A 25,462-nucleotide genomic window follows, 5' to 3' on the forward strand; every position below is an offset into this window, starting at 1 on the left:
CCATATTAATTCTCCCTTTTTGGGGTTTTTTTTGGTTTTGGGGTGGGGGGTGTTGTTTCCATTTGTGTTAAAAAACCATTTTCCCACCACCCCACCCCCCGGAGGAACCGTACATAGCGTCATCAATCGGATGCCGAGACCTCGAAAGATGTCCCTTGTGGACAGTCGCGCGACGCCCCTCGGCCTCAACGTGAGCTACTCGCCTGCTGTCAGGCAGTGAGCCGATTAAGCCAGGTTTGCCTTGTCCCTCAACGGAGCCAAGAGTGTTTCAGTTACCTGCCGGGTGGCTGAGGTGCGGTAGCGGCCGGTCCGGTGGCGTGATCGGCTCGCTGCCGTGAAGGCCTCCTTGCCTACCCCCAAGGTAGCGAAGGAGGCCTTCACTACCTGACGACCGTCCCCGAGCCCTAGTCGGCGACGGCGTCCGAAATCCAGGGTGCCACCGGCAGATCCCGGTCGAGACATTCCGCCGACAGTCGGATCGTCCAGCGCAGCGCCTGCAGCACCAGGCTGTCGACCTCGTCCGGCGCGGCGTTGGCGAGCGCGATCTCGACCTGTTCCTGCGCGGCCTCGCTGTTGCCGTGCACTTCGGCCAGCAGCGTGCGTACGGCCGTCCGGACGGGAGGGTCGGCCTGGTCGATGGAGACCTCTTCGCCGTCCTCGTCGAACACCTGCACCTTGACCGGCGCACTTCCTCCATCGCCCAGCGTCGACACCATGGCGCTGCATTCGCCGAAGAGCATCATCACGAGCTCTTTGGTCTCTTCGGAGCGGGCCACCGGTTCGTCGGTCGTCGGCGCGAGCTCGTCGAGCGCCTCGGCGTCCTCCCCGAGGCTGATCGCCACGAGCGCACGCTGCGCCTTCTCGACGAGCCTCCGCTCGTACTCGCTCCTGTCGGGCTCCACGTGCCTATCAAACACCAGTGGACGGAAAAGTGGCGACAGGCGGAAACCCGGACGTGGTCACTTGGCGGCGTGCAGTGCACCGAGCGCGAGGCGGCAGAGCATTTCGGCGAGTTCGCTGTCACCGAGATGGCGGTTGTACGGCGTCGAGTTGATCAACCCGAAGACCGCGTGTGCCGCCGACCTGGCCTGCCGCTCGCCGATTCCGGGTACGGCGTCGCTGATCGCGCGCACCCACACCTCGACGTACTGGCGCTGCATGGCACGGACCTGCTTGCGGTCGCTGTCGGTGAGATTGGCCAGGTTGCGCTCCTGGACGGTGATCAGCGCGGGATGCGCGAGCGCGAAGTCCACGTGAAAATGCACCAGTGCTTCGAGGACATCGCCAGGCTCGCCCCGTTGGCTCGCGCGTGCCGTCCCCCCGTCGAGGAGGTAGCGGCTGATCGAGTTCAGCATCTCCCCGAGAATGGCGTCCTTGCTGCGGAAATGCCGGTACAGCGCGGGGCCGGAGATGCCGACGGCCGCGCCGATGTCGTCGATCCCGACGCCGTGGAACCCGTGGTGGGCGAAGAGTTCGGCGGCGGCGGCCATGATCTGTTCGCGCCTGTTCGCCTTCTCGCCGTTCACGAGTGGGGTGGGGTTCGCCGACATCTGGCCATATTAAGGGCGCCTGTTAGCGAGCGCTAACACGCGGCCGTACTTCCAGCCTGAGCCAAGCGGGTTACCTGGGGAAATGACCCTTTTGCGTGGAGCTACCACCTGGTAATGCTGTGTCTCGTTAACTTGTCACGAAGGAGTGACCATGGCCGTCCCTGCTCGGATCAAATCGCGTTCCTTCACTCGATCAGTCGCGGCCCTGGGGGTCGCCGTTCTCGCCAGTTTCGGGCTTGCCGGTACCGCGCAAGCCGCCACCAACTACGTCGCGCTCGGCGACTCGTACTCCTCCGGTGTCGGTGCCGGCAGCTACGGGGACTCGGGCAACTGCATGCGCAGCACCAACGCCTATCCCCAGTTGTGGGCCAACGCCCACGCCGGCACCACGTTCAAGTTCGTCGCGTGCTCGGGGGCGCGCACCGGCGACGTTCTCAACCAGGCCGCCAACGTCACCTCCAGCACCACGCTGGTGACGGTGTCGGTCGGCGGCAACGACGCCGGGTTCGCCGACGTCATGACCACGTGCACCACCGGCAGTGATCAGACCTGCGTCAACCGGGTCAACACCGCCAAGAACTACGTGAACAACACGCTGCCCGGGCTGCTGGACAACGTCTACCGCACCATCAAGTCGAAGGCGCCGTCCGCGCGGCTCGTCGTCCTCGGCTACCCGCGCTTCTACACGGTGCCGGGCTCGTGCTCGGTCGGGCTGAGCGACACCAAGCGCACCGCGATCAACTCGGGCTCCGACGCGCTGGCCTCCGTGCTCTCGGCCCGCGCGGCCGTGCACGGGGCGAAGTTCGTCGACGTGCGGGGTGCCTTCACCGGGCACAACATCTGCTCGTCGGCGGACGACTACCTGCACAGCCTCACCTGGCCGATCGTCAATTCGTACCACCCGACGGTCGCCGGGCAGCGCGGCGGCTACTACGCCCCGCTGGTCTCCGCGATCGGCTGATTTCCGTAGCGAGGGCTGAAGGGGCCCTTCACCGCATGTCACGCGGTGAAGGGCCCCTTCGTCGCATGTCATGCGGGTAAAGCGTCCTTCAGCCCCCGCCCAGTGGACGGACCGGTGGACAGAGCGGGTTAGCAGGCGTTAACCTGAGCAAGCGAGTTAACGACGGCTAACTTGGCGACGAGGAGCCATGGACACACCCGTACTGAGCACTTCGGCGGATCCGGGCAGCGACGAGTACGCCCGCAGCGTCACCTCCCACGCCGAGCTGGTCGAGGACCTGCGCAAGCGGCTCGCCGCGGCCCGGCTCGGAGGCACGGAGAAAGCCCGCACCCGCCACGTCGAGCGGGGCAAACTCCTGCCGCGCGACCGGGTCGACACCCTCCTCGACCCGGGTTCGCCCTTCCTGGAGCTGTCCCCGCTGGCCGCCACCGGACTGTATGACGACGAAGCGCCGTCGGCCGGGATCATCACCGGAATCGGGCGGGTCTCCGGCCGCGAATGCGTGATCGTCGCGAACGACGCCACGGTCAAGGGCGGCACGTACTACCCGATGACGGTCAAGAAGCACCTGCGCGCCCAAGAGGTCGCGCTGCACAACAACCTGCCGTGCGTCTACCTGGTGGACTCCGGCGGCGCGTTCCTGCCGAGGCAGGACGAGGTCTTCCCGGATCGTGAACACTTCGGCCGGATCTTCTACAACCAGGCGACCATGTCCGCGCGCGGCATCCCGCAGATCGCGGCGGTGCTCGGCTCCTGCACCGCGGGCGGCGCGTACGTCCCGGCGATGAGCGACGAAGCGGTCATCGTGCGCAATCAGGGCACGATCTTCCTCGGCGGTCCGCCCCTGGTGAAGGCCGCGACCGGCGAGGTCGTCACGGCCGAGGAACTCGGCGGCGGGGACGTGCACTCGCGCCAGTCCGGCGTCACCGACCACCTGGCCGAGGACGACGCCGACGCGCTCCGCATCGTTCGCTCGATCGTGTCGACTTTGGGACCGCGTACGCCGCGCCCGTGGGACGTCCTCCCGACCGAGGAGCCGGCCGCCGACCCCAACGAGCTGTACGGCGTCGTCCCGACCGACCCGCGCGTGCCCTACGACGTCCGCGAGGTCATCGCCCGGATCGTCGACGGCAGCCGGTTCGGCGAGTTCAAGAAGGAGTACGGCTCGACGCTGGTCACCGGGTTCGCCCGGATCCACGGCCATCCCGTCGGCATCATCGCGAACAACGGCGTGCTGTTCGCCGAGTCCGCGATGAAGGGCGCGCACTTCATCGAACTGTGCGACAAACGCTCGATCCCGCTGCTGTTCCTGCAGAACATCACCGGCTTCATGGTCGGCAGGGCGTACGAGGCCGGCGGCATCGCCAAGCACGGCGCGAAGATGGTCACCGCGGTGGCCTGCGCGCGGGTGCCGAAGCTGACCGTCGTCATCGGCGGTTCGTTCGGCGCGGGCAACTATTCGATGTGCGGCCGCGCGTATTCGCCGCGGTTCCTGTGGATGTGGCCGAACGCGCGGATCTCGGTGATGGGCGGCGAGCAGGCGGCGTCGGTGCTCTCGACGGTCCGCCGTGACGCCATCGAGGCTCGCGGTGGCGAATGGTCCACAGAGGACGAAGAGAGCTTCAAGGAACCGATCCGCGAGCAGTACGAGGCACAGGGCAGCCCGTACTACTCGACGGCACGGCTGTGGGACGACGGCGTGATCGACCCGGCGGACACCCGCACGGTGCTCGGCCTCGCGCTCTCCGCGGCGGCCAACGCGCCTTTGTCCGATGTCAACTACGGCGTCTTCAGGATGTGAGCATGTTCGACACGGTTCTGGTCGCCAATCGCGGGGAGATCGCCGTCCGCGTGATCCGCTCGCTGCAGGGGCTCGGCATCCGCTCGGTCGCGGTGTACAGCGACGCGGACGCCGACGCCAAGCACGTCCGCGAGGCGCATACGGCGGTCCGCATCGGCCCGGCCGAAGCGGCGAAAAGTTATCTGTCGATCCCGGCGATCGTCCAGGCGGCGCTCGACACGGGCGCGCAGGCGGTCCACCCCGGTTACGGGTTCCTCGCGGAGAACGCCGAGTTCGCCCGTGCCTGCGCCGAAGCCGGACTGGTCTTCATCGGGCCGCCGGTCGAGGCGATCGACGCCATGGGCGACAAGATCCGCGCCAAGGCGACGGTGTCGAAGGCCGGGGTGCCGGTCGTACCCGGTGCGTCCGATGTGGACATTCCAGAGGGCGGTTTCGCGGCCGCCGCGGAAAGGGTCGGGTTCCCGCTGCTGCTCAAGCCGTCCGCCGGTGGTGGCGGCAAGGGTATGCGGCTGGTGCACGAACTGTCCGAATTGGACGCCGCGGTGGAGTCCGCCCGCCGTGAGGCCAGGGGTTCCTTCGGCGACGACACACTGCTGATGGAGCGGTTCGTCACCACGCCGAGGCATATCGAGATCCAGGTCCTCGCCGACAAGCACGGCAACGTGATCCACCTCGGCGAACGCGAATGCAGCCTGCAGCGGCGGCATCAGAAGATCATCGAAGAGGCACCGTCGGTCCTGCTGGACGAGCAGACGCGCGCGAAGATGGGCGCGTCCGCCGTCGAAGCGGCACGGTCGGTCGGTTACGTCGGCGCGGGCACGGTCGAATTCATCGTGTCGGCCCTCGCGCCGGACGAGTTCTTCTTCATGGAGATGAACACCCGCCTGCAGGTCGAGCATCCGGTGACCGAGCTGGTGACCGGGCTCGACCTCGTCGAGTGGCAGGTCAAGATCGCCGCGGGCGACGTGCTCACGGTGTCGCAGGACGACGTCCGGCTGGACGGGCACGCCGTCGAAGCCCGCGTGTACGCCGAAGACCCCGCTCGTGGCTTCATCCCGACCGGCGGAACCGTGCTCGCGGTCCACGAACCGTCCGGCGAAGGGGTGCGCGTCGACTCGTGGATGAGCGAGGGCGCGGTCATCGGTTCGAACTACGACCCGATGCTGGCCAAGGTCATCGCCTGGGGGCCGGATCGCGCGGCCGCGCTGCACCGGCTCGATCTCGCGCTCGCCGACACCGCGCTGCTCGGCGTCGGCACGAACGTCGCCTTCCTGCGCGGGCTGCTGGCGGACGCCGACGTCCGCGACGGCAAGCTCGACACCGGGCTCGTCGACCGGCAACTGTCCACTTTGGTCTCCGAAGAGGTGCCGCCGGAGTTCTTCGTGGCCGCCGCGCTCGACAGGCTGCTTTCCTTGCAGCCGCAGGGCCCGGTCGTCGATCCCTGGGACGTTCCCGACGGCTGGCGGCTCGGCGCGTCCGGCGGAATCGACTTCGCCTTGAAGTCCGGTACTTCCGAGGCCGTCGTGCGAGTGCAGGGCACCCCGGCGAACGCGCTCGTCAGTGTCGACGGCCGTGCCCCGGCGCGGGTTTCCGCGCGGCGCGATGGCGATCTGCTCGAAGTCCGGCATCCCAGCGGATTCCACCGCTACCGGCACGCGGCCGGACAAGGGAAGACAGTCTGGCTCGCACGGGACGGCCACAGCTTCGCGATCGGTGAACGCGAAAAGCTGCGGTCGGCCGCCGGTGCCGCGGGCGGCGCCGGACCGGTCACCAGCCCGATGCCCGGGACCGTGCTCGTGGTCAAGGTCGCCGCCGGCGACGTCGTGAGCGCCGGGACGCCGCTCGTGGTCGTCGAGGCGATGAAGATGGAGCACACGATCACCGCGCCGATCGACGGCGTGGTCAGCGAACTCCCCGTCCGGACGGGCCAACAGGTCGCACTGGACGAGACCGTAGCCGTTGTGACCCCCCAAAAGGATGGCCAATGATCGACTTCCGGCTTGATGACGAGTACGAAACGCTGCGCAAGACGGTCGAGGACTTCGCCCGTTCCGAGGTCGCCCCGGTCATCGGCGACCTGTACGAGCGGCAGGAGTTCCCGTACGAGATCGTCGCGAAGATGGCCGAGATGGGCCTGTTCGGCCTGCCCTTCCCGGAGCAATACGGCGGCATGGGCGGCGACTACTTCGCACTGTGCCTGGCTTTGGAGGAGCTGGCGCGGGTCGATTCCTCGGTCGCCATCACCCTTGAGGCCGGGGTTTCCCTTGGTGCCATGCCGATCTACCGGTTCGGCTCCGAGGAACAGAAGGAGAAGTGGCTTCCCGAACTGTGCGCGGGCACCGCGCTCGGCGGATTCGGGCTCACCGAACCGGGCGGCGGCTCGGACGCGGGTGCCACCCGGACGCGGGCGAAGCTCGACGGCGACAGCTGGGTGATCAACGGCAGCAAATCGTTCATCACCAACTCCGGCACCGACATCACGAAACTGGTCACGGTCACCGCCGTCACCGACGTGAAGGAGAACGGGCGCAAGGAGATCTCGGCGATCATCGTCCCGTCCGGCACCCCGGGCTTCGCGGTCGCGCCGAAGTACTCCAAGGTCGGCTGGAACTGTTCGGACACGCACGAACTGTCGTTCGACGACGCCCGTGTCCCGGCGGAGAACCTCGTCGGCGAACGCGGCCGGGGGTACGCCCAGTTCCTGTCCATTTTGGACGAAGGCAGGGTCGCGATCGCCGCGCTGAGCGTCGGGCTCGCGCAGGGCTGTGTCGACGAATGCCTGCGCTACGTCAAGGAACGCGAGGCTTTCGGGCACAAGATCGGCGAGTACCAGGCGATCCAGTTCAAGATCGCCGACATGGAGGTGCGCACGCACACCGCGCGCCTGGCGTACTACGCGGCGGCGTCGAAGATGCTGCGCGGCGAGCCGTTCAAGAAGGAGGCGTCGATCGCGAAGCTGGTCGCGTCGAACGCCGCCATGGACAACTCGCGCGAGGCGACGCAGATCTTCGGCGGGTACGGCTTCATGAACGAGTTCCCGGTGAGCCGCTTCTACCGGGACGCGAAGATCCTGGAGATCGGGGAGGGCACCTCGGAGGTGCAGCGAATGCTGATCGCGCGGCACCTCGGCGTCGCCTGACCCTCCGGCGTTCAGTCCTCTGGATGCGTGGGGTGGCCGGTCGCGCTTGACAATGACGATAACTATACCGGTATAGTTATCGCCATGGTCGAGTTGAAATCCCAAGCCGAGCTGGACGTCATGCGCGAGTCCGGCCGGGTCGTGGCGCAGGCGTTGCAAGCGGTGAAGAAGGCGTCGGTGATCGGCGTCAGCTTGAAGGAGCTGGACGAGGTCGCCGCGCAGGTGATCAGGGACGCCGGCGCGAAGCCGAACTTCCTGAACTACCGGCCGCATTCCGCGCCGACGCCGTTCCCTGGCGTGATCTGCGCGAGCGTCAACGACGCCGTCGTCCACGGCATCCCGTCGGATTACCGGCTGAACGACGGTGACCTGGTCAGTATCGACTGCGGCGCCTACATCGACGGCTGGCACGGCGACGCGGCGATCAGCTACGTCGTCGGCACCGCCGACCCCGCCGACCTCGAACTCATCGCGACCACCGAGCGTGGCCTGGCCGCCGGGATCGCCGCCGCGGTGGCGGGCGGGAAGATGGGCGACATCTCCCACGCCGTCGGTTCCGTCGGCCGCGAGGCCGGGTACGGCCTCCTCGAGAACCATGGCGGGCACGGCATCGGTCGCGCGATGCACGAGGACCCGCACCTGCCGAACGAGGGCAGGCCGGGTCGCGGCATGCGGCTCAAGCCGGGCCTGGTACTGGCGATCGAGCCGATGTACATCATGGACGGCAGTGACGAGTACCGGACCGCCGAAGACGGCTGGACGTTGCATACCGCGAGCGGCTGCCGTGCCGCGCACGTCGAGCACACGGTCGCGATCACCACAGAAGGTCCGCGCGTCCTCACGATGTTGTAGAACGGAAGAATGAGCGATTTCATCATCCGGCAGGGTGGTTCTGGGGACTTCGAGACGCTGCTGAACATGTTCGACGAGGCCGTCGCGTGGTTGGCCTCGCGCGGCAGCGAGGGGCAGTGGGGTACCGAACCATGGTCGACGATCCCGAAGCGGGTCGAGCGGGTCCGCGGGATGGCCGACGGGCCGGGGCTGTACCTGGCCGAGGTCGGTGGCGAGGTGGCGGGCGCGACCATCCTCGGCGACCGCTTCCCGCACGTCCCGCCGGTCGACGAGCCCGAGATCTACCTCGGGTTGCTGCTGACCTCACGGCGGTTCTCCGGTCACCGGGTCGGCTCACGGCTCATCGAGTTCGCGCTGGCCGAGGCGCGTGACCGCGGCATCGGACTGGTGCGGGTCGACTGCTGGGCCGGCGGCGACGGCGCTCTTCAGCGGTACTACGAGAGTCAGGGGTTCAAGCCGACCGACCGCTTCGACGTCAACGGCTGGATCGGGCAGGTGTTCGAGCAGCGGCCCTAGGACTGGCGTCGTCGCGGCTTCCGGTGCACCATAGTTGACACATCGCCAACAGTGCCCCGGACAGCGTAGTCGCAGAGGAGCCCAGCATGGCCAAGCGTGAACGTTCCCTGGCAGGCAAGGTCGTCGTAATCACCGGAGCGGCGCAGGGCATCGGCGCCGCCACCGCGACGGCACTGTCCCGGCTCGGCGCCAAGGTGGTCGTCGGCGACCTGGACCAGGTGCTCGCCGAGAAGACCGCGGCCGAACTGGGCGCGGAGGCGCTGCCGCTCGACGTCACCGACACCAGGGGCTTCACCGAGTTCCTCGACGAGGTCGAGCGGCGCGTCGGCCCGATCGACGTGCTGATCAACAACGCGGGGATCATGCCGCTCGCGCCGCTCGAGGAAGAGGACGACGCGGCGACCCGGCGGCTGCTCGAAATCAACCTGCACGCGGTCATCCACGGCACCAGGGAAGCGGTCAAACGAATGCGCCCGCGTGGCACGGGCCACATCGTCAACATCGCTTCGATGGCCGGAAAGGCCGGATTCCCCGGCGCCGCCACCTACTGCGCCACGAAACACGCCGTCGTCGGCCTGTCGGAGTCGGTGCATCTGGAACTGCGCGGAACGGGCGTCCTGGTCTCGTGCGTGATGCCCGCCGTGGTGCGCACCGAACTGGCCAGCGGGCTCGGTGAAGCGAAGTTCTTCAAATCGGTGCGGCCGGAAGATGTGGCGCAGGCCATTGCCGATGCGTTGCGCCGTCCCAAATTCGACGTCTTCGTTCCCGCGTCGCTGGACGCCATGGGCAGGATCACACGCCTGCTTCCCCGGCGCGTCGGCGAAGGGCTGGTGCGCGCACTCGGTGGCGACCGGATTTTGGCCTCGGCAACGCATTCCAGTGCCCGTGCGGAGTACGAATCGCGGGCCGCGCGCAGCGCTCCGGCGGCGGAAAAGGAGTCCGGTTCTTAACTCGGACGGCCTAGCGACCGTCCGAAGTGGACGGCCTGGAACGGCGACGGTATTGAGTCGTGCGCCCGTACACGGCAAGATTGCGTCTTACCGCGTTGATCCCTCCAGGAGGCCCCTCATGGCAACACCCCCGGCACGGCTCGCCGCCGCCGCGTCGAACGTCGTCGGGAAGGTGCTGCACGGTGGTGTCGCCGATCTCCGCCCGGTGCCGCGCGTCCTGATCGACCAGGGCCCCAACCGGTCGGTCTACCGGCTGACGAACGGCAAGGAGCCGGTGTCCGGTCCGCCGGTGCTGCTGGTGCCGCCGCTGGCCGCGCCCGCGTTGTGCTTCGACCTGCGCCGTGGCTGCAGCCTCGCCGAGCATCTGGTCGAAGGTGGCCGCAACACCTACCTGGTCGACTACGGGAACGTCGCCTTCTCCGACCGGCGCCTCGGCATCGAGCACTGGATCGACGAGGTGCTCCCGCGCGCCATCCGCAAGGTCAGCGAGGACTCCGGCGGCCAGGGCGTGCACGTCGTCGCCTGGTGCCTCGGCGGCATCTTCTCCCTGCTGACCGCCGCCGACCAGCCCGATCTGCCGATCGAGTCGATCGCGACCATCGCCTCGCCGTTCGACTTCACCGCGATCCCGCTGATCGCGCCGTTCCGCCCGCTGGTGGACCTCACCGGCGGCCATCTGCTGACCCCGATCTACCGCGTGCTCGGCGGCGCACCGTCCTATTTGGTCAGCCGGGTCTTCCGGGCGACCGGTATCAGCAAGGAGATCACCAAACCGCTGGCGATCCTGAAGAATCTCGACGACCGGGACTATCTGGCGCAGATCGAGGCCGTCGACCACTTCATGGACAACATGATCGCCTACCCCGGGCGGACGTTCGGCCAGATCTACCACCGGTTCTTCCGCGCCAACGACCTCGCCGAGGGCACGGTCGACCTCAACGGCCGCATCATCGCGCTGTCCGGGGTCAAGGTGCCCACGCTGGTCATCGCCGGGCAGAACGACACGATCGCGCCGCGTGCCGCCGTCGAGCGGCTGACCGGCCTGCTGGACAACGCGCCGTCGGTGACGTTCGAGACCGCGCCCGGCGGGCACCTTGGCGTCCTCACCGGCCGGAAAGCGCGCGGGACCACCTGGCGCTACCTCGACCGCTTCCTCGACGAACAGGTCGCCTGAGCCTCAGCCGGTGGCTTCGTCGCTGTCGCGGCGAGTGGTCATCGCACTGCGCAACGACTGGCGTGGTGCGATCAGGTCGACCATTTCGGTGATGTGGCGCCAGGCGTCGGTGATCTCCGCGGTCGCGCGGTCGCGTTCCAGGACGACCGTGGACAACGCCAGCGCCGTCAGCCCGATGGTGGCGTCGAAGGCCTGGATGAGAAGCATCCTCGCCGCCAGTTCGTGGTCGCCGTAAGGCCCTGTGCCGCGTGCCGCACCGAAGATCATGAAGGCGCAGACGCACAGGGAGCACAGCAACGCGCCGGCCTGCCGGAAGCGCAGGGCCGCCCACACCAGCACGGGGAAGACGACGAACAGCTTGGGTGGGTCGGTGCCGGCGAGGATCGAGGTGCCGATGGCGCAGACGCCGAGCGCGGTGGCTTCGGCCCAGCGGCCCAGCGGTATCCCGGTCGGCGGCCGGAATCTCCGCGCGAGCAGCAGCAGGGGAGTGATGGTGAGGACGCCCATCGCGTCGCCGGTCCACCAGACCAGCGCCGTCGGCCAGAAGTCGGCGGCCGCGAGTCCCCCGCCGGCGACCAGTGCGCCGGTGCCGATCAACGCGCTGATCGCCGTGCCCCCGATGGCACCGATGACGACCAGCAGGACGACGTCCGGGAGCCGGTCGAGCCGGCTGCGGAAACCACACCGTCGCAACGAGGCGTAGCCGAGGAGCGGTCCGAGGGTGTTCCCGGCGGAGATCACCAGGACCACGAGCGGCGAAGGGCCGAACGTGAAGTTCGTCAGGAGCGCGCCGAGGGCGATCCCCGGCCAGAACCGCGGGCCGAGCAGCATCGGCACCGCCAAGGCGACCCCGGCCGCGGGCCACAGCGGCGAGATCTGCCCCCGGACGATCGCCCACTGGATGCCGATCTGGCCGGCGGCGAAGTAGCAGGCCGTGACGCCGAGGACGATCAGACACCACTGCGCGACCGGGGAGTGCTGTCGAGCGGACAGTCTCATCGCGACTCCGGCCTTGGCGGGCGGGGAAAACTACGAGAATACCCCGGCACCGCCCCCACGGAGGTTCGCCGGATGGTGTTTTCGTGGTCGCGGAGTCTGTTGGGAATAAACAAAAATTGTGCCGATGCGGAAGCAGCGTGCAGCTGCACGGGCGCTTGGGCCTGATGTCCGTGAAGGCCTCCTTCCCTACTTTGAAGGTAGGGAAGGAGGCCTTCACGGACAAAGCACGCGATCCGACTGTCTACTTGAGCTCGGCGCTCGTCTTGCCCAGGATCCGGCGCGCCACGATGAGCTGCTGGATCTGTTGCGTGCCTTCGAAGATGTCCAGGATCTTCGCGTCCCGGCTCCACTTCTCCAGCAGCGATTCCTCGGTGTAGCCGTAGGTTCCCGCCAGCTCGACGCATTTGAGCGTGATCTCGACGACCGAGCGGCCCGCCTTCGCCTTGGCCATCGAGGCCTGCAGCGAGTTCGGCTTGCGGTTGTCGGCCATCCACGCCGATTCCATGGTCAGCAGGTACGCCGCTTCGTAGTCGGCCTCCAGCTGCAGGAACGTGGCGGCCGCGGCGTGCTGGCTGTGGACGGGCTTGTCGTAGTCGATGCTCACCCCGGCGTCGGTGAGGATCTTCCGGGTCTCCTCGAGCGCCGCGCGGGCGACGCCGATGGCCATGGCGGCGACCAGCGGGCGGGTGTTGTCGAAGGTCTGCATGACCCCGGCGAAACCCTTGGCGGTGTCGATCTCCGGGGTGCCGAGGAGGTTCTCCTTGGGCACGCGGACGTTCTCGAAGCGCAGCACGGCGGTGTCGGAGGCGCGGATGCCGAGTTTGTGCTCGACGCGCACCACCTCGAAACCGGGAGTGCCCTTCTCGACGACGAACGATTTGATCGCCGCGCGGCCCTTCGTCTTGTCCAGAGTGGCCCAGACGACGACGGCGTCGGCGCGTTCACCGGCGGTCACGAAGATCTTCTCGCCGTTGATCACGTACTCGTCGCCGTCGAGCCGCGCGGTCGCGGTGATCGCGGCGGAGTCCGAGCCGCAGTCCGGTTCGGTGATCGCCATCGCGGCCCACAGCCCGGAGAACTTCTTGAGCTGTTCGTCCGTGGCGACCGAGCCGATGGCGGCGTTGCCGAGGCCCTGACGCGGCATCGACAGCAGCAATCCGACGTCGCCCCAGCACATCTCGATCGTGCCGAGCACGATGTTGAGGTTGGAACCGTTGCGGTTGCCCGGTTTCTCGTTCTTTTCGGAGCGGCGGACGCCCGCCGCGCCCGCGCCGCCCTCGCCGGAGGAGTTCAGCCCGTCCAGCAGCGCGGCGAACATGTCGAGTTCGGTCGGATAGGTGTGCTCGGCGCGGTCGTATTTGCGCGAGATCGGCCGGAACACCTCGGCCGCGGCCTGGTACGCCTGGTTGATCAGGGTGCCGGCCTTCTTCGGAACCTCAAGGTTGATCATGATTGCCTTTCGAAAGTCCTAAAGGAGGACGGCGCCTTCCATCACGCCGATCGCGCGGAGGTCGCGGTACCAGCGTTCGACCGGGTGTTCCTTGACGAAGCCGTGCCCGCCGAGCAGCTGTACTCCGGCGCTGCCGATCTGCATTCCCTTGTCGGCGGCCAGTTTCCGGGCCAGCGCGACCTCGCGGGCGTACGGCTTGCCCTGTTCGGCGCGGGCGGCGGCGCGCAGCGTGACCAGCCGCAGCCCCTCCAGTTCGATGGCGATGTCGGCGACCGAGAACGCGACGGCTTGGCGGTGGCTCACCGGTTCGCCGAATGCCTTGCGCTCGTTGACGTAAGGCACCACGTAGTCGAGGACGGCCTTGGCTGTCCCGGCGGCCAGCGCGGCCCAGCCGAGCCGCGACAGCCGGACGACCTCGGTGAAGACCTCGGCCTTGCCGCCGCCGAGCAGCGCTCCGGCGGGCAAGGCGACCTTCTCCAGGTGTAGTTTGCCGGTCGCCGCGCCCCGCAGGCCCATCGCCGGTTCGGACTCGATGGTGACACCGGAGTTCGACGACTCGACGAGGAACAGCGCCGGGCCGCGCCCTTCGAGGTCGGCCGAGACGATGAACAGCTCGGCGTCCGCGGCCCTCGGGACGAGCGACTTCACGCCGTCGAGCTGGTAGCCCTTCGGCGTGCGGCGGGCCTTGGTGGCGGGCTTGAACGGGTCGAACAGCGCCGTGCGCTCCTGCAACGCCAGTGCCGCGGCCGGGACGTTCTCGCCGACGAACGCGGGCAGGTAGTCCGCCTGCTGCTGCTCGTCGCCGTAGGACACCAGCGCGGTGCTGACCGCGGACGGCGCGAGCACCGCGACCGCGAGCCCGAGGTCGCCGTGCGCGAGGGCCTCGGCGACCAGCGCGTTCGTGACGACCGACCGCTCGGTGCCGACGCCGCCCAGCTCCTCGGGGATGCCGACGAGCGTGATCCCGAGTTCGGCGGCGCGGCTCAGCAGGCCTTCGGGGGCCTGGAGTTTCGCGTCGGCGTCGGCCGCGGCGGGCCGCAGCTGTTCGGCCGCGAACTCCGTCACGGTCTCGACGATGAGCTGCTGATCCTCACTCGGGGTGAGATCGAACAGTCCCGTGTCCTCCGCCGGCGCGAGCCGCGCGGGCTTGCCGAGCCGCTGGGCGGACTTGAACGTCCTCCCCGCCGCCCCGGCGACCCGGAAGCCGTTCCGCGTCCCGGCGCTGACCAGGTTCTGCACGGGCTTCCGCAGTCCTGCCCGTTCAATGACCTTGCTCCCGGCCAGCCGGGTGAGCGCGGACAGGCCAAGGCCCATCGCGTCTCGTTTCCTAGGCGCACCCACGGTGAGTCTCCCTGCCTCGCTTACCTACTCGTGAGTAGGTTAACTCTCCTCGGCCGGAAGCGCTACCACGGGGGAGGCGAACGTCACGCTGGTGAGTGATTTCGGTGGTCGTGGAAGCCCGGATTACTCACGGCGCGCCAGCTTTCGCGACGTCATCACCATTCATGAGGCGCAGGCAGCTTCTTCAGCCGTGTCCGCTCGAAGCTCACCAGTCCCACCGTCGCCAGCGCCACGACGCCGATCAGGGCGATCGCGGGCAGCAGTTCCAGCAACGGCGTCGCCGCCAGCAGGACCACCGCGAGCACCAGCCGCTGGATGTTCCACGCGCCCAGATTGCGGCGCCGCAGCCCGCTCAACGCGATCAGGTACAGCGCGAGCCCGCCGGTGAGCGCCCAGATCGGCGTGCCGTGCAGGCCGTCGGAGAGGCTGTGGTGCACCGTGTCGGACACGTACAGCAGCGTCTTCTTCAGCCCCAGCGCCACGAGCACGATCCCGGCGATGAGCGGGAGGTGCAGGAACGTGTAGGTGTCCGTTCCGATCTGGACCCGCTCCACGCCGTCCGCGCGTTTGAGGTTGCGCTCGGAAATGTGCGCGACGACGGCGAAATACATCCACCACATCGCCGAAGCCAGGGTGAGTCCGAAGACGGCGGCCAGTGTGATCGGCCACGACATCGGATACGAGCTGATCCCGATGCCGATCGCCACGATCGACTCGCCGAGCGCGATGATGACGATCAGCCCGAAGCGTTCGGCGAAGTGGCCGGGCTGGTGCAGCCGCCAGTCCGAAGAGCGCGTCCGGAAGACGTTGACGTAGTCCGCGAGCAGGGCGGCGGCCCAGATACCGAGCTGTACCCAGCCGGAGAAGAAGGCCGCGACGGTCAGGAGCGCGACGCTCGGGAGCAGGCCGACGAACATCTTCAGCACGGTCTTGCGCAGCTCCGGATCGTTCCGCCCGGCCCCGAGGTAGGCGATCAGGTGCAGCAGCCGCACGATGAAGTAGCAGCCGACGAACATCAGTGGCGCGTACAGACCGCCGGGCAGGTCGGTGAACGCCTCCGGGATGGTCAGCGAGACCAGGAACATCGTCCCCATCGCGGCGAACATCGCCAGCTGGGTGATGCCCCGGTCGACGTGCAGGGTGTTGGCCAGCCAGGCGTAGGCGCACCAGCACCACCACAGCACGGCGATCATGGCCACCCCCTGCCCGATGCCGAGCGGGGTGAGGTGATCGGCCATCAGCTGCGTGGTCTGGGTGATGGCGTAGACGAAGACCAGGTCGAAGAAGAGTTCCAGCGTGGTGACCTTGTGGTCTTCTTCCCGGGTCACCAGATGCAGGCCGCGTTTCGTGGGCACGCGCACATCGTGCCCTTCGCGCCTTTGCGACACACGCGAGTTTGCCGAGAGCTGACTTTCAGACGCCCAGCACCGCGTGCATCAGCGTCGTCAGCTCGGCCTCGATGTTCGGACGGCCGTTGACCCGCCGGGTGCGCGCGAGGTCGTTCGCGATGGTCAGCGCCGCGTGCACGGTGATCTTCACTTCGCGCAGGCTCAGCTCCGAGCGGACTTCCGACGCCAGCGCGATCCAGCGCGCGACGTAGTCCCGCTGGACCCGGATCAGATCCGCCTTGTCCCGTTCCGGCAGCTCCATCGGACTGCCGGAGAACGACACCAGCAGCTCGGGTGTGTGCAGCAGGGTGTGCACGTAGGACGCCGCCAGCCTGCGCAGCGCGTCGCGTTCGTCGTCGGTCCGCAACGCGCGTTCCGCGGCGAGCGCCAGCCTGTCGGCCGCCCGGTGCCCGATCGCCACCATCAGCGCGGCCTTGCTGGGGAAGTGCCGGTACACGCTCGGTCCGGCGATCCCGGCCGCCGCGCCGATCTCCTCCATGCTCACCGCGCGGAAGCCGCGCTGCCCGAACAGCTCGGTCGCGGCGGCGAGGATCTGCTCGCGCCGGGACGGTTCGCCGAGCGTCATCGACGGCGTCTCTTCCGGCGCTTCGGCGGGTTCGGGAAGTGTGACATGCAGCACCGACTCCGCCAGCTGCACGAGGATCTGCGCGAAGCGTTTCTTCGCCACGGACGTGTGATGGACCGACACGCTGCCGAAGACGCTCAGGCCCGCCCAGCACAGCAGCTCGGCGTCGTCGGGGGTCAGTTCGGGGCGCAGCGCGAGCAGCGCCTTGGACCACGCCGCGAGCACCGCGCCGGACCGGCGGCGGATCTCCCGGCGTTCCTCTCGCGGCAGATGCCTGCCTTCCCAGCGCCACAGCGCGGCGACCTCGCGCCGCTCCACGGCCTGTGCGGCCAGCGTGTCCAACAGGGCCTTGACCTGGGCGGGAACGGGGCGATCGAGGTCGGCGAGCGTCTCGGTGGTCGCCGCTTCCATCTCGTCGATGCCCGAGAGCACGACGTAGGACAGCACCGCTTGTTTGTCCGCGAAATGCCGGTACAGGGCGGGCCCGGTGATCCCGGCCGCGGCGGCGATGTCGTTGATCCCGACGCCGTGGAACCCGCGGACGCGAAACAGCTCCGCGGCGAGGCCTGCCAGCTGGGCCTTGCGGTCGCGCGGTCGGGTCGAACGCTCGGTCGGGTGATCCATAGGTGAACACACGATAGCGCCGGTTGCGTGGATCGCAACCCATTGACACCATGGGGTTATCGCGGTTTATGTTAACCGGCATTAGCATGACTACTGGCCGGTACGTTTCATCCTGATACAGCGCCGTACGCGGAGGAGTTTTTCTGTGAGTAGCGAGGCCTACATCTACGAGGCGATCCGTACGCCTCGCGGCAAGAACAAGGGCGGTGCCCTCCATGGCACCAAGCCGGTCGATCTCGTGGTCGGCCTCATCGAGGAACTGAAGGTCCGGCACCCGAACCTCGACCCCGCCGTGATCGACGACATCGTCCTGGGCGTCGTATCCCCGGTCGGCGAGCAGGGCGCCGTGATCGCGCGCACCGCCGCGCTGAACGCGGGCCTGCCGCAGTCGGTCGCCGGCGTCCAGCTGAACCGCTTCTGCGCCTCCGGCCTCGAAGCCACCAACACCGCCGCGCAGAAGGTCCGCTCCGGCTGGGACCAGCTGATCATCGCGGGCGGCGTCGAGTCGATGTCGCGCGTGCCGATGGGCTCCGACGGCGGCGCGCTGTTCATGGACCCGGCCACCGCGTACGACAACTACATCGTCCCGCAGGGCACCGGCGCCGACCTGATCGCGACCATCGAGGGCTTCTCCCGCGAGGACGTCGACGCGTGGGCCGTGCGTTCGCAGGAGAAGGCCGAAGCGGCCTGGTCCGGCGGCTACTTCGCGAAGTCCGTCGTCCCGGTGAAGGACATCAACGGCGTCACGATCCTCGACCACGACGAGCACCGTCGCCCGGGTAGCACCATCGAGGGCCTCGGAAAGCTCAAGCCCGCCTTCGCCGGCATCGGCGAGCTGGGCGGCTTCGACGCCGTCGCGCTGCAGAAGTACCACTCGGTCGAGAAGATCAACCACGTCCACACCGGCGGCAACTCCTCCGGCATCGTCGACGGCGCCGCGGTGGTCCTGGTCGGCAACGAGCAGATCGGCAAGGACTTCGGCCTGACCCCGCGCGCCCGCATCGTGGCGACCGCGACCGTCGGTTCCGAGCCCACGATCATGCTCACCGGCCCGACCCCGGCCACCGAGAAGGTCCTCAAGCTCGCCGGTCTCACCCCGGACGACATCGACCTGTGGGAGCTGAACGAGGCCTTCGCCTCGGTCGTCCTCAAGTGGATCAAGGACCTGCACCTCGACGAGGAGAAGGTCAACGTCAACGGCGGCGCCATCGCGATGGGGCACCCGCTGGGCGCCACCGGCGCGATGCTGGTCGGCACCGTCGTCGACGAGCTGGAGCGCCGTCAGGCGCGCCGCGCCCTGGTCACCCTGTGCATCGGCGGCGGCATGGGCGTCGCGACCATCATCGAGCGGGTCTGAGGAAGAGACAATGACTGAAGCGAAGACCATCCGCTGGGAGCAGGACGCCGACGGCATCGTCGTGCTCACCCTTGACGACCCGAAGCAGTCCGCCAACACGATGAACGCCGACTTCCGCGAGTCGCTCGGCGTGGTCGTGGACCGCCTGGAGGCGGAGAAGGACAGCATCACCGGTGTCGTCCTCACCTCGGCCAAGAAGACCTTCTTCGCCGGTGGCGACCTCAACGACCTGATCAAGGCGAAGCCGGAGAACGCGGCCGAGCTCACCGAGGGCAGCGCCCTGATGAAGAGCCAGATGCGACGGCTCGAGCAGCTGGGCAAGCCGGTCGTGGCCGCCATCAACGGCGCCGCGCTCGGCGGCGGGCTCGAACTCGCGCTCGCGACGCACCACCGCATCGCGGCCGACGTCAAGGGCAGCCAGATCGGCCTCCCCGAGGTCACCCTCGGCCTGCTCCCCGGCGGCGGTGGCATCGTCCGCACCGTGCGGCTGCTGGGCATCCAGAGCGCGCTGCTGAACGTGCTGCTGCAGGGGCAGCGGCACCGTCCGGCCAAGGCCAAGGAACTCGGCCTCGTGCACGAGCTCGTCGGCACCGTCGATGAACTGGTCCCGGCCGCGAAGGCGTGGATCAAGGCCAACCCCGAAGCCGGCGTGCAGCCGTGGGACGTCAAGGGCTACAAGATCCCGGGCGGCACCCCGTCGAACCCGAGCTTCGCGGCGAACCTGCCCGCGTTCCCGGCGAACCTGCGCAAGCAGATCAAGGGCGCGAACATGCCGGCCCCGCGCGCGATCCTGGCCGCGGCCATCGAGGGTTCGCAGGTCGACTTCGACACCGCGATCACCGTCGAGACCCGCTACTTCGTGCACCTCGCCACCGGCCAGGTTTCGAAGAACATGACGAAGGCGTTCTTCTTCGACCTGCAGAGCATCAACTCCGGCGGCTCGCGGCCGGAAGGCTTCGAGAAGTACACGGCCAAGAAGGTCGGTGTCATCGGCGCGGGCATGATGGGCGCCGCGATCGCGTACGTCTCGGCGAAGGCCGGTATCGACGTCGTGCTCAAGGACGTCACCCTCGAAGGCGCCGAAAAGGGCAAGGGCTACGCGGTCAAGCTGGAGGAGAAGGCGCTCTCCCGTGGCAAGACCACGAAGGAGAAGTCCGACGCGCTGCTCGCCAAGATCAAGCCGACCGACAAGGCGGAGGACTTCGCCGGCGTCGACTTCGTGATCGAGGCCGTCTTCGAGAGCGTCGAGCTGAAGCACAAGGTCTTCCAGGAGATCGAGGGCTTCGTCAACCCGGACGCCGTGCTGGGCTCGAACACCTCGACCCTGCCGATCACCGCGCTCGCCGAGGGCGTGCAGCGGACCGAGGACTTCATCGGGATCCACTTCTTCTCGCCGGTGGACAAGATGCCGCTGGTCGAGATCATCTGCGGGGAGAAGACTTCGCCCGCCACGCTGGCGAAGGTCTTCGACTACACCCTCCAGATCAAGAAGACCCCGATCGTCGTCAACGACAGCCGCGGCTTCTTCACCTCGCGCGTCATCGGCACGTTCCTCAACGAGGCCGTCGCCGCGCTGGGCGAGGGTGTCGAGCCCGCTTCGATCGAGCAGGCCGGTGCGCAGGCCGGTTACCCGGCTCCGCCGCTGCAGCTGATGGACGAGCTGACCCTGACGCTGCCGCGTAAGATCCGCAAGGAGACGCGCGAAGCGATCGAGGCCGCCGGTGGCACCTGGAACGCGCACGCGTCCGAGGGGGTCATCGACCGGATGGTGGAGGAGTTCGACCGCAAGGGCCGCTCCACCGGTTCGGGCTTCTACGACTACGACGAGGACGGCAAGCGGGCCGGGCTCTGGCCGGGTCTGCGCGACGCGTTCAAGTCGGGCAGCGCCGAGGTCCCGTTCGAGGACCTCAAGGAGCGCATGCTGTTCGCCGAGGCGCTCGAGACCGTGAAGTGCTTCGACGAGGGCGTGTTGAAGACCGTCGCCGACGCCAACATCGGCTCGATCTTCGGTATCGGTTTCCCGGCGTGGACCGGCGGTGTCATCCAGTACATCAACCAGTACGAGGGTGGTCTGCAGGGCTTCGTCGACCGCGCCCGGCAGCTCGCCGAGCGCTACGGCGACCACTTCACCCCGCCCGCGTCGCTGGTCGAGAAGGCCGCGAAGGGTGAGATCTACGAGTAAGTCGCTTCGCCTGCTCTAACGCCTGAAAGCCCCCTTTCGCTGGGTTCCAGTGGAAGGGGGCTTTCCGATGCGCGATTGACAAAATGGATTTTTACGTTCAAACTTGTTTTTGTGATCGAGAGTGAGGCGCCGTGAAGGACGTCGAGTACCTGGAGCGGATGGACCAGGCGGAGGCGTTGCTGAAACCACAGCGGGTGGACGTCTTGCGGCAACTGGCGGAGCCGCGGTCCTGTACCGAGGTGGCCGCGGTGCTGGACCAGACCCCGCAGCGGGTCTATTACCACGTGAAACGCCTGGTGGACGCCGGGCTCGTGAAGCAAGTGTCGGAGCGGAAGGTGCGCGCCGTCAGCGAGGGCGTGTACCAGGCGACAGCGCGTTCGTATTGGTTGTCACCTGCCCTGGTCGGCCGGATCGGGCCGAGGGCGGCGCGGGACGAGCTGAGCCTCGGCTACTTGGTGGACCTCATGGAGGAGGTCCAGTCCGACGTCGCCGCGCTCGACCGGACCGCGCCGGAACTGCCGTCGATCGGCGTCTCCGGCGAGATCCGGGTGGAACCGGAGCGCCGCCAGGAGTTCCTCGACGAACTGAAGACGACTTTGCAAGACCTGTTCACCCGCTACGGCGGAGCGGAAGGCGACGCCTTCAAGCTCGCCGTGGCCTGTTACCCGAAGGGGGATTCCCGTGACTGAACCGACGAGATTCCGGGTGCGGACGCGCGCGCCGATCGACGAGGTCTGGCGTGCGCTGACCGAGGCCGAAGCCTTGCGGACGTGGCTTTCCGAGTATGCGGAGGTCGAGCTGCCGTCCCGGTACGAGTTCTGGGGCCGCTACACGCCGGAAGGCGATCGTCCGCGACAGCGACTGTTGCTGGCCGAGGACAACGTCCTGCGGTTCGCCTGGACGGTCGAGGGGACGGAGACGGTCGTCGAGATCACGCTGACGGAAGACGGGGACACGACCGCCCTGTCGTTCAGCCAGACCGGTTTGCCGGACTTCGACGCGCTGCTCGCCGACCCGGATTCGCCGCTCGGCATGATGCACACGTTCTGGGCGCTGTCCGTGACGAACCTGGTCGATCACGTCGAAGGCCGCTCGCTCACCGCCCGCTGCGACCTGACTTCGCCCCTGATGAGCGAAGAGGTACTGATCGACGCGCCGCGTGGCGAGGTCTACGCCTCGCTCGCCGATCCCGGCGTGTTCACCCGCTGGTTCGGCGCCCGGATCGAGGCGGAGGTCGAGGTCGGCGGCCGGTGGGCGATGGGTTCGCTGGAGCAGGATCCCGCCCCGGCGAAGATCGTCGATCTGGTACCCGGCTCCAGGATGGCGCTCGCGTACCAGCACGGTGTCGTCACCTCGTGGGAACTCGAAGACTCCGGCGGCGGGACGAAGCTGACCTTTGTCCAAAGTGGATTCTCCGAGGAGAAGCCGCCCTACGGCTCGTGGATGGGCTGGCTCAGCGGTGTGGCCGAACTGCGCCGGTTCCACGAGATCGACGACTGGGCTCCTTTGTGGACAGAGGTTCACCTGGAAGGAATGCCCGAGGGTCTCATCACACTGGACGGGAAGTAGGAGGATCCGATGTTGCTCGAAGGCAGGAACGCGATCATCTATGGAGCCGCGGGTGGGATCGGCGGCGCGGTGGCTCGCGGGTTCGCCAGGGAGGGCGCGACAGTCCATCTCACCGGCCGCACGCTCAAGAAGCTCGACGCACTGGCGGACGAAATCCGTGCCGCGGGCGGGAAAGCGGAGACGGCTGAGTTCGACGCGCTCGACGAAGCGGCGATCGACGAACACGCCGCTTCGGTGGCAGCTTCGGCGGGCAGCGTGGACATTTCCATGAACGTGATCACGCACAACGACGTTCAGGGCACTCCGCTGGTCGAGATGTCGTTGGCGGACTTCGAAAGCCCGGTCCGGACGGCGGTGCGGACGAACTTCCTGACCGCGCGGGCGGCCGCCCGGCATATGATCGGGCAGGGGTCCGGGGTGATCCTGATGTTCGGCGGCGACGGCGATCCGCTGCCCGGATACCACCTCGGCGGCTTGCAGGTCGCGTTCAGCGCGATGGAAGCGCTGCGCCGGGGACTGGCGTGCGAACTCGGCCCGCACGGTATCCGGGTCGTGACCCTGCGCACCGGCGGAATCCCGGAGACGATCCCGGCGGACGCCGGACTCGAAGACGCCATCCGCGACATGACCGAATCGACGATGCTCAAGCGAACGGCGTCACTGGACGACGTCGCCCGGGTCGCCGCTTTCGCCGCGTCGGACCACGCGCGCAGCATGACGGCGACGGCGTTGAACATCAGTTGCGGCACGATGGTCGACTGACCTCCCGGCGGCGGTAACACCGGCGAACGATCTCCCGACTACGCGGCACTACTACGTGCTGGGGAGGCCGTCTTGCCGAAGAGAACGACGAAGCTGGGTGTGGCGCTGGTGATCGGCCTGCTGGTCGCCGGTGGCTGTGGTGTGGAGACCGTGCCCACCGGGAAGGTGGGCTCGCCGAGCAGCACCGTCCGGACGTCGCTGACGTCGACCAGCAGCTGGGCGCCGCCGACGACCACGACAACACCGACACCGACGCCCGAGCAGTTCGTGCCTCCGACCACCGGGGTGGGCGCGGCCCCGAAGCGGGTCGATCCTGTCCCGTCGACGACGCGCCCGAAGACGACACCCACGGCGAAGGCGCCGGACCTGACGGAGTGCGGAAGCGACTATTACCGCAATACCGACGGTGTCTGTGTCCATCGGCCGGCGAGCGGTCCCGGCGCGGCCGACGGCGCGACGGCCATCTGCAAGGACGGTTCCTATAGCTACAGCCAGAATCGGCGGGGAACCTGCTCAGGTCATGGCGGAGTCCGCACCTGGTTGTGATCCCGTCGGTGAACCGTTCACTGAGAAGGGTGGTGCTGTGTAAGGTCGGATCATGGGATGCGCATGGTGAATCCGGCCGGCCGGGCACCTTCGCCCCGGCTCTTCGTCGTCGTGCTCGCCACCTGCGGGCTGGTGGCCTCGTTCATGCAGACGCTCGTCGTCCCGCTCATCCCGGCGTTTCCCCGGTTGCTCAACACGACCCCGGCCGACGCGTCGTGGGTGGTGACGGCGACCCTGATCGCCGGGGCCGTGGTGATGCCGGTGAGCGGCAGGCTCGGCGACCTCTACGGCAAGCGCCGGTTGTTGCTGATCAGCCTGGGCTTCCTGGTCGCAGGCTCGGTGGTGTCCGCGTTGACCAGTTCGCTCGCGCTGATGGTCGTCGGCCGCGGCCTGCAGGGCTGCGCGATGGGTGCGATCCCACTCGGCATCAGCATCATGCGCGACGAACTCGCACCCGAACGCGTCGGTGCCGCGATCTCCGTGATGAGTTCGACGCTCGGCGTCGGTGGCGCGATCGGCCTGCCCGTCTCGGCGCTGGTCGCGCAGAACGCCGATTGGCACGTCCTCTTCTGGGCGTCGGCGGGGCTCGGGCTGGTCTGCGGCCTGCTGATCCTGTTCGTGATACCGGAGTCGCCGCTGAAGACACCCGCGCCGTTCGACTACCTCGGCGCACTGGGGCTGACGGCCGGGCTGGTCTGCCTGCTGTTGCCGATCGTCAAGGGCCGTGAATGGGGCTGGGGGAGCGTCCGGACACTCGGCTTCGCCGGTGTCGCGGTGGCGGTCCTGCTGGTCTGGGGCCTTTACCAGCTGCGACGGCGTGATCCGCTGGTGGACTTGCGGGTCTCCGCGCGGCGTCCGGTGCTGTTCACCAACCTCGCGTCGATCATGATCGGGTTCGCGCTGTACTCGTTGGCGTTGTCGTTCCCGCAGTTGCTGCAGGCGCCGTCGTCGACCGGGTACGGACTCGGACTGACGATGGTGCAGGCCGGGCTCTGCCTGGCGCCGAACGGCGTGGTCATGTTCATGTTGTCGCCGGTTTCGGCGCGGCTCATCGAGCGCTACGGCCCGCGGACGACGCTGATGACCGGAGCCGCCACCATCGCGGCCGGGTACCTCTTCGCGACGGTGCTGATGGACAACGCGTTCGAGCTGATCGTGGCGTCGATCATCATCGGCGGTGGGGTCGGCATCGCCTACGCGGCCATGCCCGCGCTGATCATGGGCTCGGTCCCGGTCACCGAAACCGCGTCCGCGAACGGGCTGAACTCGCTGATGCGGTCCGTCGGCACGTCGACGTCCAGTGCGGTGATGGCGACCATGCTCGCCTCACTGGCGATCACCGTCGGCGGTGTCTCCGTTCCGTCCTCGACAGGGTTCCGGCTGAGCTTCCTGGTCGCCGCCGGCGCGGCACTCCTGGGTCTCGCCTTGACCGCTTTCGTCCCGAAACAGCGCCAGCCCGAACCCCTGGTCGCCTCGGCCCACCCACCCCCTGTGCCATGAAAGGTCCTTTCCTTGCAAAATTTGCCAGGAAAGGACCTTTCATTGCGCCGGTTCGGGTTTCGAGGGAGCGGAGCCATGTGCGCTGAAGGGCCCTTTCCCCTCATCTCACGCGGCGAAGGGCGCTTTCCCCGCATGCGATGTGGGGAAAGCGCCCTTCACCCCCCCGCGCCACAACCAGGATGAAAGCCTCATTGCGGGGCGTCGCAAGTAGTCGA

22 protein-coding genes are annotated in these 25,462 nt (G+C 68.0%); 15 read left to right on the top strand and 7 right to left on the bottom strand.

Translation table 11 applies throughout. The features are described 5' to 3' along the window. Window positions 1-404: 404 nt before the first annotated feature. Window positions 405-902, bottom strand: coding sequence for a hypothetical protein (locus ACZ5ZX_RS22105; protein WP_465503857.1), 498 nt, complete (start codon window positions 900-902; stop codon window positions 405-407). Between the two features lie 57 nt (window positions 903-959). Then, complete coding sequence (locus ACZ5ZX_RS22110) at window positions 960-1,550, bottom strand: SACE_7040 family transcriptional regulator (protein ID WP_465464333.1); 591 nt, start codon at window positions 1,548-1,550, stop codon at window positions 960-962. Between the two features lie 151 nt (window positions 1,551-1,701). Between ACZ5ZX_RS22110 and ACZ5ZX_RS22115 the strand changes: the two genes are divergently transcribed. The 8 genes from ACZ5ZX_RS22115 (at window position 1,702) to ACZ5ZX_RS22150 (ending at window position 10,943) form a co-directional block, all read left to right on the top strand. After that, on the top strand, window positions 1,702-2,511 hold the full coding sequence (locus ACZ5ZX_RS22115) for an SGNH/GDSL hydrolase family protein (RefSeq protein ID WP_465503858.1): 810 nt from the start codon (window positions 1,702-1,704) through the stop codon (window positions 2,509-2,511). Window positions 2,512-2,698: 187 nt separating this feature from the next. Then, a complete protein-coding gene (locus ACZ5ZX_RS22120; RefSeq protein ID WP_465503859.1) occupies window positions 2,699-4,312 on the top strand; it encodes a carboxyl transferase domain-containing protein in 1,614 nt (537 codons plus the stop codon). Between the two features lie 2 nt (window positions 4,313-4,314). Then, window positions 4,315-6,300: an acetyl/propionyl/methylcrotonyl-CoA carboxylase subunit alpha gene (locus tag ACZ5ZX_RS22125; protein WP_465503860.1), complete on the top strand. Its 1,986-nt coding sequence runs from the start codon at window positions 4,315-4,317 to the stop codon at window positions 6,298-6,300. Then, complete coding sequence (locus ACZ5ZX_RS22130) at window positions 6,297-7,451, top strand: acyl-CoA dehydrogenase family protein (RefSeq protein ID WP_465503861.1); 1,155 nt, start codon at window positions 6,297-6,299, stop codon at window positions 7,449-7,451. The genes ACZ5ZX_RS22125 and ACZ5ZX_RS22130 overlap by 4 nt, the downstream gene beginning before the upstream one ends. Before the next feature lie 84 nt (window positions 7,452-7,535). Further along, window positions 7,536-8,303 carry a type I methionyl aminopeptidase gene (map, locus tag ACZ5ZX_RS22135; RefSeq protein WP_465503862.1) on the top strand — a complete coding sequence of 256 codons (768 nt, stop codon included), beginning with the start codon at window positions 7,536-7,538 and terminating at the stop codon, window positions 8,301-8,303. Window positions 8,304-8,312: 9 nt separating this feature from the next. Beyond that, entirely contained in the window at window positions 8,313-8,819 is a 507-nt protein-coding gene (locus tag ACZ5ZX_RS22140; RefSeq protein ID WP_465503863.1) for a GNAT family N-acetyltransferase, read from the top strand. Window positions 8,820-8,905: 86 nt separating this feature from the next. Next, entirely contained in the window at window positions 8,906-9,769 is an 864-nt protein-coding gene (locus ACZ5ZX_RS22145; RefSeq protein ID WP_465503864.1) for an SDR family oxidoreductase, read from the top strand. A 118-nt stretch (window positions 9,770-9,887) separates the two neighbouring features. Further along, window positions 9,888-10,943, top strand: coding sequence for an alpha/beta fold hydrolase (locus ACZ5ZX_RS22150; protein ID WP_465503865.1), 1,056 nt, complete (start codon window positions 9,888-9,890; stop codon window positions 10,941-10,943). Between the two features lie 3 nt (window positions 10,944-10,946). Here ACZ5ZX_RS22150 and ACZ5ZX_RS22155 read toward each other — a convergent pair whose 3' ends face one another. From ACZ5ZX_RS22155 to ACZ5ZX_RS22175, 5 genes are all read right to left on the bottom strand, one after another. Further along, on the bottom strand, window positions 10,947-11,942 hold the full coding sequence (locus ACZ5ZX_RS22155; RefSeq protein ID WP_465503866.1) for an MASE1 domain-containing protein: 996 nt from the start codon (window positions 11,940-11,942) through the stop codon (window positions 10,947-10,949). A gap of 241 nt (window positions 11,943-12,183) precedes the next feature. Then, window positions 12,184-13,392 (bottom strand): acyl-CoA dehydrogenase family protein, encoded by a 1,209-nt coding sequence (locus tag ACZ5ZX_RS22160; protein WP_465503867.1) that lies wholly within the window; start codon window positions 13,390-13,392, stop codon window positions 12,184-12,186. An 18-nt stretch (window positions 13,393-13,410) separates the two neighbouring features. After that, the gene (locus ACZ5ZX_RS22165) at window positions 13,411-14,706 is read right to left on the bottom strand and encodes an acyl-CoA dehydrogenase family protein (RefSeq protein ID WP_465503868.1); all 1,296 of its coding nucleotides are present in this window, start codon (window positions 14,704-14,706) and stop codon (window positions 13,411-13,413) included. Window positions 14,707-14,888: 182 nt separating this feature from the next. Further along, window positions 14,889-16,094, bottom strand: a complete 1,206-nt coding sequence (locus ACZ5ZX_RS22170) for a low temperature requirement protein A (RefSeq protein ID WP_465503869.1) — start codon at window positions 16,092-16,094, stop codon at window positions 14,889-14,891. A gap of 52 nt (window positions 16,095-16,146) precedes the next feature. Beyond that, entirely contained in the window at window positions 16,147-17,331 is a 1,185-nt protein-coding gene (locus ACZ5ZX_RS22175; RefSeq protein WP_465503870.1) for a TetR/AcrR family transcriptional regulator, read from the bottom strand. A 145-nt stretch (window positions 17,332-17,476) separates the two neighbouring features. On the opposite strand from ACZ5ZX_RS22175, the gene ACZ5ZX_RS22180 reads away from it, so the two are divergent. The 7 genes from ACZ5ZX_RS22180 to ACZ5ZX_RS22210 all read left to right on the top strand — a co-directional run bounded on the left by ACZ5ZX_RS22180 (window position 17,477) and on the right by ACZ5ZX_RS22210 (window position 25,247). Beyond that, window positions 17,477-18,688 (top strand): acetyl-CoA C-acetyltransferase, encoded by a 1,212-nt coding sequence (locus tag ACZ5ZX_RS22180; protein WP_037306710.1) that lies wholly within the window; start codon window positions 17,477-17,479, stop codon window positions 18,686-18,688. A 10-nt stretch (window positions 18,689-18,698) separates the two neighbouring features. Next, a complete protein-coding gene (locus tag ACZ5ZX_RS22185) occupies window positions 18,699-20,870 on the top strand; it encodes a 3-hydroxyacyl-CoA dehydrogenase NAD-binding domain-containing protein (protein ID WP_465503871.1) in 2,172 nt (723 codons plus the stop codon). Window positions 20,871-21,001: 131 nt separating this feature from the next. Next, window positions 21,002-21,559: a helix-turn-helix domain-containing protein gene (locus tag ACZ5ZX_RS22190; RefSeq protein WP_465503872.1), complete on the top strand. Its 558-nt coding sequence runs from the start codon at window positions 21,002-21,004 to the stop codon at window positions 21,557-21,559. Next, window positions 21,552-22,439, top strand: coding sequence for an SRPBCC domain-containing protein (locus ACZ5ZX_RS22195; protein WP_465503873.1), 888 nt, complete (start codon window positions 21,552-21,554; stop codon window positions 22,437-22,439). The genes ACZ5ZX_RS22190 and ACZ5ZX_RS22195 overlap by 8 nt, the downstream gene beginning before the upstream one ends. A gap of 9 nt (window positions 22,440-22,448) precedes the next feature. Beyond that, the gene (locus ACZ5ZX_RS22200; RefSeq protein WP_465503874.1) at window positions 22,449-23,201 is read left to right on the top strand and encodes an SDR family NAD(P)-dependent oxidoreductase; all 753 of its coding nucleotides are present in this window, start codon (window positions 22,449-22,451) and stop codon (window positions 23,199-23,201) included. A 72-nt stretch (window positions 23,202-23,273) separates the two neighbouring features. Beyond that, the gene (locus ACZ5ZX_RS22205; protein WP_465503875.1) at window positions 23,274-23,747 is read left to right on the top strand and encodes a DUF3761 domain-containing protein; all 474 of its coding nucleotides are present in this window, start codon (window positions 23,274-23,276) and stop codon (window positions 23,745-23,747) included. Window positions 23,748-23,804: 57 nt separating this feature from the next. Next, entirely contained in the window at window positions 23,805-25,247 is a 1,443-nt protein-coding gene (locus ACZ5ZX_RS22210) for an MFS transporter (RefSeq protein ID WP_465503876.1), read from the top strand. Window positions 25,248-25,462 lie beyond the last annotated feature (215 nt).

The sequence above is a fragment of the Amycolatopsis sp. NPDC033938 genome (assembly GCF_055575975.1).

Excerpts from the sequence above, each read along its gene's own strand:
- ACZ5ZX_RS22110 (WP_465464333.1), bottom strand. The coding sequence starts at position 1,550 with ATGTCGGCGAACCCCACCCCACTCGTGAACGGCGAGAAGGCGAACAGG.
- ACZ5ZX_RS22115 (WP_465503858.1), top strand. The coding sequence starts at position 1,702 with ATGGCCGTCCCTGCTCGGATCAAATCGCGTTCCTTCACTCGATCAGTC.
- ACZ5ZX_RS22120 (WP_465503859.1), top strand. The coding sequence starts at position 2,699 with ATGGACACACCCGTACTGAGCACTTCGGCGGATCCGGGCAGCGACGAG.
- ACZ5ZX_RS22125 (WP_465503860.1), top strand. The coding sequence starts at position 4,315 with ATGTTCGACACGGTTCTGGTCGCCAATCGCGGGGAGATCGCCGTCCGC.
- ACZ5ZX_RS22130 (WP_465503861.1), top strand. The coding sequence starts at position 6,297 with ATGATCGACTTCCGGCTTGATGACGAGTACGAAACGCTGCGCAAGACG.
- map (WP_465503862.1), top strand. The coding sequence starts at position 7,536 with ATGGTCGAGTTGAAATCCCAAGCCGAGCTGGACGTCATGCGCGAGTCC.
- ACZ5ZX_RS22140 (WP_465503863.1), top strand. The coding sequence starts at position 8,313 with ATGAGCGATTTCATCATCCGGCAGGGTGGTTCTGGGGACTTCGAGACG.
- ACZ5ZX_RS22145 (WP_465503864.1), top strand. The coding sequence starts at position 8,906 with ATGGCCAAGCGTGAACGTTCCCTGGCAGGCAAGGTCGTCGTAATCACC.
- ACZ5ZX_RS22150 (WP_465503865.1), top strand. The coding sequence starts at position 9,888 with ATGGCAACACCCCCGGCACGGCTCGCCGCCGCCGCGTCGAACGTCGTC.
- ACZ5ZX_RS22155 (WP_465503866.1), bottom strand. The coding sequence starts at position 11,942 with ATGAGACTGTCCGCTCGACAGCACTCCCCGGTCGCGCAGTGGTGTCTG.
- ACZ5ZX_RS22160 (WP_465503867.1), bottom strand. The coding sequence starts at position 13,392 with ATGATCAACCTTGAGGTTCCGAAGAAGGCCGGCACCCTGATCAACCAG.
- ACZ5ZX_RS22165 (WP_465503868.1), bottom strand. The coding sequence starts at position 14,706 with ATGGGCCTTGGCCTGTCCGCGCTCACCCGGCTGGCCGGGAGCAAGGTC.
- ACZ5ZX_RS22175 (WP_465503870.1), bottom strand. The coding sequence starts at position 17,331 with ATGGATCACCCGACCGAGCGTTCGACCCGACCGCGCGACCGCAAGGCC.
- ACZ5ZX_RS22185 (WP_465503871.1), top strand. The coding sequence starts at position 18,699 with ATGACTGAAGCGAAGACCATCCGCTGGGAGCAGGACGCCGACGGCATC.
- ACZ5ZX_RS22200 (WP_465503874.1), top strand. The coding sequence starts at position 22,449 with ATGTTGCTCGAAGGCAGGAACGCGATCATCTATGGAGCCGCGGGTGGG.
- ACZ5ZX_RS22210 (WP_465503876.1), top strand. The coding sequence starts at position 23,805 with ATGCGCATGGTGAATCCGGCCGGCCGGGCACCTTCGCCCCGGCTCTTC.